Here is a 13,223-nt window from a genome sequence, read left to right as displayed (position 1 = left end):
CGGCGGCCGGAAGCCACCAACGCCCAGTTGAGAATCTATGGACCGCTGGAGGCGCGGCTGACGCAATCCGACCGCGTCATTATCGGCGGACTGGTCGAAGGCGTATGGCCGCCGGCGCCGCGGATCGATCCATGGCTGAGCCGGCCGATGCGGCACGAACTCGGCCTCGATCTGCCGGAGCGGCGCATCGGCCTTTCCGCGCACGATTTCGCCCAGTTGCTCGGCGCCGACGATGTCATCCTCAGTCACGCCGCCAAGGTTAGCGGCGCGCCGGCCGTGGCCTCGCGCTTCCTGCACCGCCTGGAAGCGGTGGCGGGCGAGGAACGCTGGAAGACGGCGGTCGCAGCGGGCGAGCAATATGTTCGGTTCGCCGCTGAACTGGACAGGCCCGCGAGGGTCAAGCCGGTCGCGCAGCCGGCGCCAACGCCGCCACGCGCGGTCAGGCCCTTAAACCTGTCGGTGACCGCGATCGAGGACTGGCTGCGCGATCCCTACACGATCTATGCGAAATACATTCTGAAGCTGGCGCCGCTCGATCCCGTCGACATGCCGCTGTCCGCCGCCGACCGCGGCTCGGCGATCCACGATGCGCTCGGCGAATTCACGCAAACTTTCGCCACGGCGCTTCCGGACGATCCCGCGGGCGCCTTGCGCGGCATCGGCCAGAAATATTTCGCGCCGCTGATGGAGCGGCCGGAGGCGCGGGCGCTGTGGTGGCCGCGCTTCCAGCGCATCGCGGGGTGGTTTTCGGACTGGGAAATCGCGCGACGCAGCCAGATCATCGAAATCGAAGCCGAGATCGGAGGCAAGATCCAGATCCCGCTCGACGATGCGCGCCGCTTCGTGCTGTCGGCGCGCGCCGACCGGATCGAACGGCGCCGCGACGGAACATTTGCGATCCTCGACTACAAGACCGGGCAGCCGCCGACCGGCAAACAGGTACGGATGGGACTGTCGCCGCAACTCACGCTGGAAGCGGCGATCCTGCGGGAAGGCGGCTTTGCGAACATTCCGGCCGATAGCTCGGTGAGCGAACTCGTGTATGTGCGGCTCAGCGGCAATAATCCGCCCGGCGAGCAAAAAGTGCTGGAGCTGAAGATCAACAAGGGCGATGAGCCACAATCGCCCGATGCCGCCGCCGCCGAAGCGCGGAGCAAACTGGAGGCGCTGATCCGCGCCTTCGAGGATGAAAGCCAGGCCTATACGTCGCTTAATCTGTCGATGTGGTCGAATCGCTACGGCACCTACGACGATCTCGCCCGCATCAAGGAATGGTCGGCGGCCGGCGGGCTGGGGATCGAAGAATGGTGAAGGCATTGCGCCCGATTCCCGACGCCGTCCGCGCTACCCAGGCGCGGGCTTCGGATCCCGCTGCCTCGGCGTTCGTCTCGGCCAATGCCGGCTCGGGCAAGACCCATGTGCTGGTGCAGCGGGTGATCCGGCTGTTGCTCGACGGCGTGCCGCCGGAGAAAATTCTGTGCGTCACCTTCACCAAGGCCGCGGCGGCCAATATGGCGGAGCGGGTATTCTCCACTCTCGGTCATTGGGTCACGCTCGACGACGCCGCGCTCGACGCCGCCATCATCGAGGCGGGCATCGCGCACCCCCACGCCAAGCTGCGCATGATGGCCCGCAAGCTGTTTGCCTGCGCGCTCGAAACGCCGGGCGGCCTGAAAGTGCAGACCATCCATGCGCTGTGCACCCGGCTGCTGCAGCAATTCCCGTTCGAAGCCAATGTGCCGGCGCGTTTCGCGGTGCTCGACGACCGCGACCAGAACGAAATGATGGAGCGCGCCAATCTCAAGGTGCTGCTCGACGCCTCCCGCGATCCCGACAGCGCGACCGGCCGCGCGCTCACGATCGCGATGGCTCATGCGGCCGACGTCACCTTCAAGGACGTGGTGCGCGAGGCCTGCCTCAGCCGCGACCATTTCATGGCATGGACCGATACCGCCGGCAGCGCCGACGCCGCCACCGCGCAGATGTGCGTCGCGCTCGGCGTCGACCCGGACGACAGCATCGAGGATGTCGAGCGCGCGATCGTGGAGGGGCCGCATCTGCCGAGGTCGCGATGGCTGGACATCGCTGAAGTGCTCGATACCGGCAGCAAATCTGATCAGAACCAGGCCGCACAGTTTCGCGACGCATCGGCATCGATCGGCAGCGCGCAGGTCGACGAATATCTCGGCGTGTTCCTCACCGATGATCGCACGCCGCGCAAAACTTTGGTCACCAAGAAATTCTGCGACAACAACCCTGCGATCGCCAGTCTGTTCGAGCGGGAGGGTCTGCGCCTCGGCCCCCTGATCGAGCGGCGCCGCGCGGTGACGGTCCGGGACCGCACCCGGGCGCTGCTGCATATCGCGACCGCGGCCGCGGCGAATTACCGGCGCGAGAAGCAGGAGCGCGGCCTGCTCGACTATGACGATCTGATCGACAAGACGCTGGAAATGCTGGATCGCGTGTCCTCCGGCTGGGTGCATTACAAGCTCGACCGCGGCGTCGATCACGTGCTGATCGACGAGGCGCAGGACACCAGCCCCCGGCAATGGGACATCGTCGCCCATATCATTTCCGAATTCACCTCGGGCCAAGGCGCGCGCGACGGCGTCATCCGCACGATCTTCGCGGTCGGCGACGAGAAGCAGTCGATTTTTTCGTTTCAGGGCGCGGCCCCGCACGAATTCGCCGACAAGCGGCAGCATTTCCAGACCCGGTTCCGGGCGGCGGGCCTGAAGTTCGACCCGGTCTCGTTCACCTACTCGTTCCGATCCGGGGAGAGCGTGCTGCGCGCGGTGGAAAGCGCTTTCCAGATCGAGGAAGTCTATCGCAGCATCACGTCCGACCGCGACGGCATGCCCCCGCACGAGGCCCTTGCCGACGCCGGACCGAGCCTGATCGAGCTGTGGGAATTGCAGCTGCCGGACGGCAAGCAGGACCTCGAGGGCTGGCGCGCGCCGTTCGACGCGGTGTCGGAGACGAGCCCGGAAGTCCGGCTCGCCCGGCGCATTCAGACCGAGATCAAGCGGCTGGTCGACAGCGGCACGATGACCGGTTCAGCTGGCGATCGCCGCCCGCTTCGCTACGGCGACATGCTGGTGCTGGTGCGGCGGCGCGGCAACGCGTTCGACGCCGTGATCCAGGCGCTGAAGCACGCCGGCATTCCCGTCGCCGGCGCCGACCGGCTGAAACTGACCGAGCATATCGCGATCATCGATCTGATGAACCTCGCCGATGCGCTGTTGTTGCCGCAGGACGATCTGGCGCTGGCGGTGGCCCTGAAGAGCCCGCTGTTCGGCCTTGACGATGACGATTTGTTCAAGCTGGCGTGGCAACGCGAGGGATCGCTGCGCGGGGCGCTGAGCCTTCACGCTTCAACCGATGGAAAATTCGAAGCGGCTACGAGACGCCTCGAACAATGCGAACGCCGTTTTGTCCTCGAAACGCCGTTTGCATTCTATGCCTGGCTGCTGGGTGGCGACGGCGGCCGGCAGCGAATGCTGCGGCGGCTTGGACATGAGGCCAATGACGCGCTCGACGAGTTTCTCGAGCTGGCGCTCGGCTATGAACGCAAGGCGCCGGCCTCGCTGCAGGGCTTCATGGCGTGGCTGCGCGCCGCCGACCTCGAAGTGAAGCGCGACATGGAAATCTCGCGCGATGAGGTCCGCGTCATGACCGTGCACGGCGCCAAGGGGCTGGAGGCGCCGGTGGTTTTTCTGGTCGACACCACCTCGTCACCTTCGGATACCCAGCGCCTCAAGCTGATCCATCTGCCGCGTGGCAACGCGGCGCCGCATGCGCCCGGCGTCGTGGTGTGGGCCGGCAAGAAGGCCGACGACCCGCTTGCCGTCGCCGCGGCCCGCATCTCGATGCTGGGCGAGACCGAGGACGAATACCGCCGGCTGCTCTACGTGGCGATGACACGCGCGGCGGACCGCCTGATCGTCGGCGGCTGCATGCCCGGCAACATGAATGCGGTGCGCAAATTCTCCTGGTACGATCTGATCGTTAAAGGTCTCGGCAACTCCAGCCTGCAGCTACAGGCGTTCGACACAAGCGATGGTGTGGTGAAGCGCTATGCGCGGCCACAGGATGTCACGGTCACAACGGGGACTGCTGCCTCGCCTGCAACAATGGCTCCGATCGCGCTGCCGCCATGGTTGCGCATGATGGCTCCGCCGGAAGCCGCCGCCGAACTCCAGCTGCGTCCTTCGGACCCCGCTGAAGATGAAATTTATCGCGTCCGCACCGATGAATCGCTCCAGGCCCGCGCCCGTGCCCTGCAGCGGGGCACGCTGGTACATCGTTTGCTGCAGTCGCTGCCCGATGTCGCCCCCGACCGCCGCTATGCCGCGGCGCTGGCCTATCTCGCCCGCAATGCCGGCGAATGGACCGACAGCGAGCGCGGGGCGCTGGCCGAACGGCTCATGACCCTGATCGCCGATCCCCAGTTCGCGTCGGTATTCGGCGCCGGCAGCCGCGCCGAGGTCTCGATCGTGGGCCGGCTGGATCGGCCGGGGCGGCCGTTGATATCAGGGCAGATCGACCGGCTGGTGGTGACGCCAAGCGAGGTCCTGATCGTCGACTACAAGACCAACCACGCCCCGCCCGACCTGTCAGCCGAGGCGCCCACAAGCTATGTCCGCCAGCTCGCGCTTTACCGGGCGGTGCTGCAGAAGCTCTATCCGGGCCGCCCGGTCCGCGCCGCGCTGCTGTGGACCGAAACCCCTGAATTGATGGAGATTTCCGCCCCCGCGCTGGACGCGCAGCTCGCATCCATCATCTCGGCGTGACCAAGCTTGACCCGGCAAGATCGCGTTCATAGGTTGGATCTATGATTCAAGCGCGATTCTCCATTGCGCCTTTCCTTTCAAACCAAACGAGGTATTCCGATGGCCGTTGGCAAGGTTTCTGACGCCGATTTCGAAGCCGAAGTGCTCAAGGCGACCGGCCCGGTCGTGGTCGATTTCTGGGCCGAATGGTGCGGCCCATGCCGCATGATCGCGCCCGCGCTCGACGAGATTTCCGGCGCGATGGGCGACAAGGTCAAGATCGTGAAGCTGAACGTCGACGAGAGCCCGAAGACGGCCTCGAAATACGGCGTGATGTCGATCCCGACACTGATGATCTTCAAGGGCGGCGAGATGGCCTCGCGCCAGGTCGGCGCCGCGCCGAAGCAGAAGTTGCAGCAGTGGATTTCCGCTGCGGTCTGATCTTCTGTTGCGATGATCTGGTTTTGACGGCCGGCGAAGAGCCGGCCGTTTTGTTTTCGGCGCTACCGAATCCACCCGGTCGCCAGCGCGGCGGCGAGTTCGGGTTGGCCGTTGCGGCGGGCCAAAGCCGCCATCGCCTCGTGATCGTACGGCACATGCCGGAACGTCACGCGCCAGTCGTCCCCGATCCATTCCAGGATCGCGTAGCGCGCGTCCGGCGAGCCGGCCTCGATGACATGCGGAAACGGATGGATGTCGCGATACCCGGGGGAGCCGACGCTGCCGGGATTGACCACCAAGCGCCCGTCGCGAAGCCGGACCGCGCGCGCGAGATGGGTGTGGGCGCACAGAATGAGCGGCTGCGTGATCCCCTCAGCGGCCGCCTCGATCGCTTCAAGCGACGACATCCGCACCGTACCGTCCGGCAAAACCGTCTCCAGCCAGTACACCTCGTCGCTCTGGGGCGTCGCGTGGCAGAGAAAGACCCGGTCGCGATACACCTGCGTTGGCGGCACTGCGCGCAGCCAGTCGAGGTGACGCGCATCGAGCTGCGCGTGCGCAGGTCGGTCCCACGATCCCATCTTCTCAGGTGACCGATCGATCAGATGACGGTCGTGATTGCCGAGCACGTGGACGGCATCCAGCGCCATCAAGGCGTCCATGGTCCGCCGTGCATCGAGCGGTCCGCTCGCCATGTCGCCGAGATTGACGATCTCGTCGATGTCCTGCGCGCGGATGTCGGCGATCACGGCTTGCAGCGCGAGATGATTTCCGTGGACATCGGCAATCGCGGCAAAACGCATGGTCATTCCAGGCCTATCCCGGCGGCGTGCCGTTGGCGGCCAGCACATGGCCGGCGAGGTACAGCGACCCGGTGATCAGAATCCGCGGCGGCGCTTCGTAGGCCAGGCGCGCCAGCGAACGCAGTGCGGCTTCGACGCTATCGGCAGTTTCGACCCGCATGCCCAGATGCCGCGCCGCATCCGCCAGCCGATCCGACGGCATGGTGTTGTCGCGATCCGGTATCCGCACCGCGATGATGTGGCGCGTCAGCCCGGCGAAATTGGCCAGGAACGCGCCGGCATCCTTGTTACCCATCATGCCGACGATCACGACGAGCGGGCGTGATACCCGCTCTTCGAGATCGCCCAGCGCCGCCGCGGCAACGCGGCCGCCCTCGGCATTGTGGCCGCCATCGAGCCAGACCTCGGACCCCGGCGGCGCCTGCTCCACCAGCGCGCCCGACGCCAGACGCTGCATCCGCGCCGGCCATTCGGCATTGACGATGCCGGCCTCGAACGCGGATGGTTCGATCCTGAAAGCGTCCAGCGCGCGCAGCGTGGCGATGGCGAGGCCGGCATTGTCGAACTGATGCCGGCCAAACAACCGTGGCGCCGCCAGATCCATCAGGCCGCGATCATCCTGATAGACCAGGCGTCCGCGCTCGACATTGACGTGCCACTCCTGCCCGGCCGTATACAGCGGCGCGCGCAGGCGCTTGGCATATTGCTCGATCACGGCCATCGCCTCGGGCGCCTGCTCCGCGCAAATCGCCGGCACATCGCGCTTGATGATGGCGGCCTTTTCCCCGGCGATGGTCGTCAACGTATCACCGAGAAACTCGGTATGATCCATGCTGACGGGCGCGATCACGCAGGCCAGCGGTGCTGCAATCACATTGGTGGCGTCGAGCCGGCCGCCGAGACCGACTTCCAGCAGCACCACATCGGCCGGATGCTGCGCGAACAGGCAAAAGGCCGCCGCGGTTTCGATTTCAAAAATGGTGATCGGCGCTCCGGCATTGGCCCGCTCACAATGCTCCAGCGCGCCGCGCAATTCGCTGTCGTCAACCAGAATTCCGCCGCCGCTGCGGCCAAGGCGATAGCATTCGTTGATCCGCACCAGATAGGGCGAGGTATAGACGTGGACCCGCAGGGATGCGGCTTCCAGAATGGCGCGCAGATACGCGATCGTCGAACCCTTGCCATTGGTGCCGGCGACATGGATGACCGGCGGCAGCTTGCATTCGGGGTGATCAAGCCGTTCCAGCAGCTGATGCATCCGCTCCAAGCCAAGATCGATACGCTCTGGATGCAGGGCGGACAGCCGCGCGACCAGTTCGACCAGCGACGGCGGTTTGGCCGCAGGCGCGTTCACGCGTGGGGTGCTGCCGGCGCCAACTCCGCACCTGACGCAATCGGGTCGGGAATAGCGGCCTGCGGCGCAGGCTTCGGGGTGGTTTCCACCGCCGGTGATTTGGTCAATAGTCGACAAAGCCGCGCCAGCGTCGCGCGCATGTCGTGGCGATGCACGACCATGTCGACCATGCCATGGTCTTTCAGATATTCGGCGCGCTGGAATCCATCCGGCAATTTCTCGCGGATGGTCTGCTCGATCACGCGCGCGCCGGCAAAGCCGATCAGCGCGCCGGGTTCGGCGATCTGCACGTCGCCTAGCATGGCGTAAGAGGCGGTCACGCCGCCGGTGGTCGGATTGGTCAGCACGACGATATAGGGCAGCTTGGCCTCGCGCATCAACTGCACGCCGACGGTGGTGCGCGGCATCTGCATCAGCGACAGAATGCCTTCCTGCATGCGCGCGCCGCCGGAAGCCGCAAACACGATGAACGGCGATTTCTTTTCAAGCGCGAGTTCAAGCCCGCGCACGATGGCTTCGCCGGCGGCCATGCCGAGCGAGCCGCCCATGAAATCGAAATCCTGCACCGCGATCACCACCGCGGCACCCTCGAGCTTGCCGTAGCCGACCTTGATGGCATCGTTCAGTCCGGTCCTGGCGCGGGCGTCCTTGATGCGGTCGGCATATTTGCGCTCGTCGCGGAATTTCAGGGGATCGGCGGTGACGTCGGGCAGCGCCACGTCGAACCAGGTCTCATTGTCGAACACCGACTTCAGCCGCGCCACCGCGCCCATGCGCATGTGGTAATTCGAGCCGGGAATAACGAACTGGTTGCTCTCGACGTCCTTGTAGAAAACCAGTTGCCCGGTGTCCGGGCATTTGATCCACAAATTCTCCGGCGTTTCGCGACGCAGGATATTGCGTATTTTCGGCCGGACGACGTTGGTGAGCCAATTCATGTTTTGCTCCGAATTGCCCTCAAGCAGCAATCATTGTGGATATATGGCGCCCCCGAAGGGGCCCGGCAAGCCGCCGCCCGGCGGGTATCTCGACCCAATTGTGGCTTATTCAGCGGCCTGCTTGGCGCCCCGCACACCCTGCGCCAGGGCGGCCGCCAGACCTGCTACAGCATCGACGGTTTTGGCGGTAGCGCGGCCGTCGGAATCAAGGCTGCCGCGCAAGGCATCGACCAGCGCGGTACCGACCACCGCGCCATCGGCATGCGCGGCAATGCCACGGGCGGCTTGCGGCGTGCGGATGCCGAAGCCGACACAGACCGGCAATTTGGTATGCCGCTTGATGCGGGCGACGGCCTCGCCGACCACATCGGCGTCGGCGCTGCCGCTGCCGGTGATGCCGGTGATGGAGACGTAATAGACAAAGCCGGAGGTGTTGGCGAGCACCGCCGGCAGGCGCTTGTCGTCGGTGGTCGGCGTCGCCAGCCGGATGAAATTGAGTCCGGCCTGCATCGCCGGCAGGCACAATTCGGTGTCTTCCTCCGGCGGCAGATCGACAATAATCAGCCCGTCGACCCCGGCGGATTTGGCATCGGCCAGAAACCGATCGACGCCGTAAATGTAGATCGGATTGTAGTAGCCCATCAGCACCAGCGGTGTCGTGGCATCGCCGGCCCGAAAGCCGCGCACCAGGGCAAGCGTCTTCTTCAGGGTCATGCCCGCCTTCAGCGCCCGCAATCCCGCCGCCTGGATCGCGGGGCCGTCCGCCATCGGATCGGTAAAGGGCATGCCGATCTCGATGATGTCGGCTCCGGCCTTCGGCAGCGCCTTGATGATCTCAAGCGAGGTCGCGGAATCGGGATCGCCCGCCATCAGGAAGGTGATGAAGGCGGAGCGGCCTTCTTTCTTCAGCCTGGCGAAACATGTGTCGATGCGGGTGGTCACTTCTTTCTGCCCTTCAAGATGTCGCCAACCTGCGGCACGTCCTTGTCGCCGCGGCCGGAGAGATTGACCACCATCAGATGATCCTTTGGCCGCTTCGGCGCGAGATCCATCACCCTGGCGATGGCGTGCGCGGGCTCCAGCGCCGGAATGATGCCTTCCAGCCGCGACAGCAGTTGAAACGCCGCCAGCGCTTCCTCGTCGGTCGCCGACAGATACGTCACCCGGCCGGTTTCATGCAGCCAGGAATGCTCCGGCCCGATGCCGGGATAATCCAGCCCCGCCGAAATCGAATGCGCGTCCTGGATCTGGCCGTCATCGTCCATCAGCAAATAAGTGCGGTTGCCGTGCAGCACGCCCGGCCGGCCGCCGGCGATCGACGCCGCATGCAATCCCGTCAGCCCATGGCCCGCGGCCTCGACGCCAAAGATCTCGATACCGGGATCATCGAGAAACGGGTGAAACAGCCCCATCGCATTGGAGCCGCCGCCGATGCAGGCGATCAGCGAATCCGGCAGGCGGCCTTCGGCGGCCTGCATCTGGGCGCGGGTCTCGATGCCGATGATCGACTGGAAGTCGCGCACCATCATCGGATAGGGATGCGGACCCGCCACCGTGCCGATGCAGTAAAACGTATCGTGCACGTTGGTGACCCAGTCGCGCAGCGCATCATTCATCGCGTCCTTGAGCGTGCGCGAGCCCGACTGCACCGGAATGACCTTGGCGCCCAGCATTTCCATGCGGATGACATTGGGCTGCTGCCGCTCGACATCGACCGCGCCCATATAGACCACACAATCCAGTCCGAACCGCGCGCACAGCGTCGCGGTGGCGACGCCGTGCTGGCCGGCGCCAGTTTCGGCGATGATGCGCTTCTTGCCCATGCGCCGCGCCACCATGATCTGGCCGAGCACATTGTTGACCTTGTGCGAGCCGGTGTGATTGAGCTCCTCGCGCTTGAAATAGATCTTGGCACCGCCGAGATGTTCGGTCAGGCGCTGCGCAAAATACAGCGGCGACGGCCGGCCGACATAATCCTTGAGGTAGCCATCCATTTCCGCCTGGAACGCCGGATCGGCCTTGGCGTCGGCGTAAGCCTTCTCCAGGTCGAGGATCAGCGGCATCAGCGTTTCCGCGACAAATCGGCCGCCGAAAATGCCGAAATGCCCGCGTTCGTCGGGACCGCTGCGGAAGGAATTGGGTAAGGCTGAATTCATCGAACCATGAGCTCTTCGGTTGCGCGCGCGGCGCGAATAAAGGCGCGGATCATCTCGGGATCCTTGACGCCGGGCGTGCGTTCCACCCCGGAGGATACATCGACGCCGCCGGCGCGGGTGACGCGAACGGCTTCCGCGACATTGCCGGCATGAAGGCCCCCGGAGACCATGAACGGCAGCGTGAGCGCGAGATTTTCAAGCACATGCCAGTCGAATACCGCGCCGAGGCCGCCCGGACGGGTGGCATCCTTGGGGGCGCGGGCATCGAACAGGATCCGGTCGGCGACGACAGCGTATCCGGGCAGCGACGCAAGATCGGCAGGGGCTTCCACCGCGATTGCTTTCATGACCGGCAATCCGAATTTCTGCTTGATGTCGCGCAGCCGCGCCACGGTCTCGCTGCCGTGCAGCTGCAACATATCGGGCTGCAGCGCTTCGACGATGTTGGCGAGCGTGGCGTCGTCGGCATCGACCGTGAGCGCCACCTTCGACGCGCGGCGTTTTGTCAACCGGCCGAGGTCGCGGGCGGTCTCAAGGCTTAAGTGCCGTGGCGACGGCGGAAAGAACACGAATCCCACCATGTCGGCGCCGGAATCCAGCGCGACGTCGAGCGTCTCGCGCGTGGACAGGCCGCAAATTTTGACGATCAGGGACATGGTTCAGCGTAACGGCCAGATGATGGGTCAGGGCGGCGGCAAGCCGCCGGAAAAAGCGAGGCGATGGGCCGCGTTCTACAACGTCGCGCCCTGCTTGTCTCGCCCGCCGGACCCATATTGGCCGACCTGCGGCGGGGCCGGCAGGCGCTGTGGATCGTACCGCTGGGGTGTCATGGCGCCGGCACGCAGTTCGGCCAGTTGCGCCCGCGCCTGGCGCGCATCGGCCTCATGCTGCCTAGCCGCCCGCCGCCAGTGCCGCTGCCGGAACCAGGTCGCCGAACCGCCCGCCACCACGCCGGCGATCGCCACCGCGATGATGACGACGAACAGCGGCAGCGTCACCGCGACGCTGGGGTCGCTGGAATTGAACGGATCGAACGACACCGTCACCCAATGACGGTTGGCGACCGCAAAGACGATAAAGATCAGACCCAGCGGAATCAGCACCACGCCCGTCAAAAATTTTCGCATGACCATCTCTCGCGTTGATGGAGACCGGCGCGCGCTTCGACTTGCCTGCGGCGCAATCGCCGCGCTGGCTTAAGCGCCGGCGTCGGGTGAGCCGTCGTCGCGGTTCAGCCGCTCACGCATTTCCTTGCCCGTCTTGAAGAACGGGACACTCTTCTGGTCCACCGGCACATGCGCGCCGGTGCGCGGATTGCGGCCGGCGCGGGCCGGACGGTGCTTGACCGAAAAAGCCCCGAAACCACGCAGTTCGACCCGGTCGCCGCGCGCCAAAGCCGCGACGATTTCATCGAGGATCGCATTCACAATGTTCTCGACATCCCGCTGATAGAGATGCGGGTTGTGCTCGGCGATACGCTGAACGAGTTCGGATTTGATCATCGAGACGGGGACCCGGGAAGGTTCGGATATGCATTTCCGTGAAAATGCCTTGAACTGTCAAGACGCTAAATGAAATTTGGTCGGCCCGAAAACAGATGACAAATGGCCGGATTGGGTATTGTGACAGTGCTCGCAATGCGGGAGGACGGGACCGAAACCGGACATACGGTTCAATTGGCCCCTGCGGGATGCCACAACGCCAGCATGCCATCCAGCCCCAGCCGATCAACCGCCTGCACTACACCGGCCTGTTCGACCTGACGCGCAATCGCGCTCAAACCAAGCGCGTCGAGCGTGATGGACGCGGCGGTTCGCAAGAAAGTCAGGTCACTGAACCGGGGCGTCAGTTTGTAATCGCGCACCGGCAGATCGGCCTTGACACCTTTCTGCGCCACCAGCCATGCCACCGCGGTCTTCTCGTCGCCGAGCTGATCGATCAGCTTGAGATCGACCGCCTGATGGCCGGTGAAGACCCGCCCGTCGGCGACTTTTTCGAGCAGTTCGTCGTCCATGCCGCGCCGCTCTTTGACGAGGCCGCGAAACCACGCGTAGGAATCCTTCACCAGCGCGTCGAGCGCCGCGCGCGCTTCCGGACTGGTCGGCTCAAACCCGTTGGGCGCTGCTTTCAGCGGCGAAGACTTCACCTCTTCGACCTTGACGCCAACGGTTTTCAGCAATTCGGTGAAATTGGGAAATTGAAACAGCACGCCGATTGAACCGACCAGCGAACTCTGCTGGGCGACGATGTGATCGGCCGCGATCGCGGCGATATAGCCGCCCGATGCCGCCAGCCCCTCGACCACCACGACCAGCGGCTTCTTGGCCTTCAGCCGCACCAGCGCGTCATAGAGCTGCTCGGACCCGGCCGTGGTGCCGCCGGGCGAATTGATATGCACGACCACCGCCGCGGCTTGCGATTTCTCCAGCCGTTCCAGTGCCGCGACGCGTTCCTGGTCGCTGCGGATCAGGCCTTCGATATTGACGCGGGCAATCGAGCCCGAGGTCGCGAGCGCGCCGCGTCCGCCCGGCGTCGCCACCACGGCAAGGGTGACGATCGCGACGATGGCGATCAAGGCCGCGACCACGCGCCAGAACGTCAGCTTGCGGCGTATCCTGCGGCGATCGACGATCACGTCTGAATCAAGCGACATCGAAAATTCTCCCGGAAGCGGTCTCGGTGGCTGTGTACGGTGTTCTCCGCACAACCCTAATATAGCGTGCCCTGAATACATCAATTGCGGTGCAATATGAAGAAAA

12 protein-coding genes are annotated in these 13,223 nt (G+C 65.0%); 3 read left to right on the top strand and 9 right to left on the bottom strand.

Annotated elements, in window-relative coordinates:
- The 3 genes from addB to trxA form a co-directional block, all read left to right on the top strand.
- Positions 1 to 1,311, top strand: a 1,311-nt coding sequence (gene addB, locus ABR948_RS06305; protein WP_428114713.1) for a double-strand break repair protein AddB, incomplete at its 5' end; no start/stop codon positions are given.
- On the top strand, positions 1,308 to 4,793 hold the full coding sequence (addA, locus tag ABR948_RS06300; protein WP_428114721.1) for a double-strand break repair helicase AddA: 3,486 nt from the start codon (positions 1,308 to 1,310) through the stop codon (positions 4,791 to 4,793). The genes addB and addA, both read left to right, overlap by 4 nt.
- 99 nt (positions 4,794 to 4,892) lie before the next feature.
- Positions 4,893 to 5,213 carry a thioredoxin gene (gene trxA / locus ABR948_RS06295; RefSeq protein WP_138831901.1) on the top strand — a complete coding sequence of 107 codons (321 nt, stop codon included), beginning with the start codon at positions 4,893 to 4,895 and terminating at the stop codon, positions 5,211 to 5,213.
- A 62-nt stretch (positions 5,214 to 5,275) separates the two neighbouring features.
- Here the strand turns inward: trxA and ABR948_RS06290 are convergent, their stop codons facing one another.
- The 9 genes from ABR948_RS06290 to sppA form a co-directional block, all read right to left on the bottom strand.
- Complete coding sequence (locus tag ABR948_RS06290; RefSeq protein WP_428114718.1) at positions 5,276 to 6,016, bottom strand: metallophosphoesterase family protein; 741 nt, start codon at positions 6,014 to 6,016, stop codon at positions 5,276 to 5,278.
- Between the two features lie 13 nt (positions 6,017 to 6,029).
- Complete coding sequence (locus ABR948_RS06285) at positions 6,030 to 7,370, bottom strand: bifunctional folylpolyglutamate synthase/dihydrofolate synthase (protein ID WP_428114709.1); 1,341 nt, start codon at positions 7,368 to 7,370, stop codon at positions 6,030 to 6,032.
- Complete coding sequence (gene accD, locus ABR948_RS06280) at positions 7,367 to 8,308, bottom strand: acetyl-CoA carboxylase, carboxyltransferase subunit beta (protein WP_428114707.1); 942 nt, start codon at positions 8,306 to 8,308, stop codon at positions 7,367 to 7,369. Before accD ends, ABR948_RS06285 begins: the two co-directional genes overlap by 4 nt.
- Positions 8,309 to 8,413: 105 nt before the next feature.
- Entirely contained in the window at positions 8,414 to 9,250 is an 837-nt protein-coding gene (trpA, locus tag ABR948_RS06275; protein ID WP_428114704.1) for a tryptophan synthase subunit alpha, read from the bottom strand.
- Positions 9,247 to 10,464, bottom strand: a complete 1,218-nt coding sequence (trpB, locus tag ABR948_RS06270) for a tryptophan synthase subunit beta (protein ID WP_428114702.1) — start codon at positions 10,462 to 10,464, stop codon at positions 9,247 to 9,249. Before trpB ends, trpA begins: the two co-directional genes overlap by 4 nt.
- Complete coding sequence (locus ABR948_RS06265) at positions 10,461 to 11,120, bottom strand: phosphoribosylanthranilate isomerase (protein WP_428114699.1); 660 nt, start codon at positions 11,118 to 11,120, stop codon at positions 10,461 to 10,463. Before ABR948_RS06265 ends, trpB begins: the two co-directional genes overlap by 4 nt.
- Before the next feature lie 75 nt (positions 11,121 to 11,195).
- Positions 11,196 to 11,591: a LapA family protein gene (locus tag ABR948_RS06260; RefSeq protein ID WP_428114697.1), complete on the bottom strand. Its 396-nt coding sequence runs from the start codon at positions 11,589 to 11,591 to the stop codon at positions 11,196 to 11,198.
- Positions 11,592 to 11,660: 69 nt separating this feature from the next.
- Entirely contained in the window at positions 11,661 to 11,966 is a 306-nt protein-coding gene (locus ABR948_RS06255) for an integration host factor subunit beta (protein ID WP_428114695.1), read from the bottom strand.
- A gap of 170 nt (positions 11,967 to 12,136) precedes the next feature.
- Positions 12,137 to 13,117, bottom strand: coding sequence for a signal peptide peptidase SppA (sppA, locus tag ABR948_RS06250; protein ID WP_428114693.1), 981 nt, complete (start codon positions 13,115 to 13,117; stop codon positions 12,137 to 12,139).
- Positions 13,118 to 13,223 lie beyond the last annotated feature (106 nt).

Origin of the sequence: Bradyrhizobium sp. (assembly GCF_050014615.1) — a bacterium.
Classification (GTDB): Bacteria; Pseudomonadota; Alphaproteobacteria; order Rhizobiales; family Xanthobacteraceae; genus Bradyrhizobium.
This window is presented reverse-complemented; position numbering and strand designations above follow the sequence as displayed.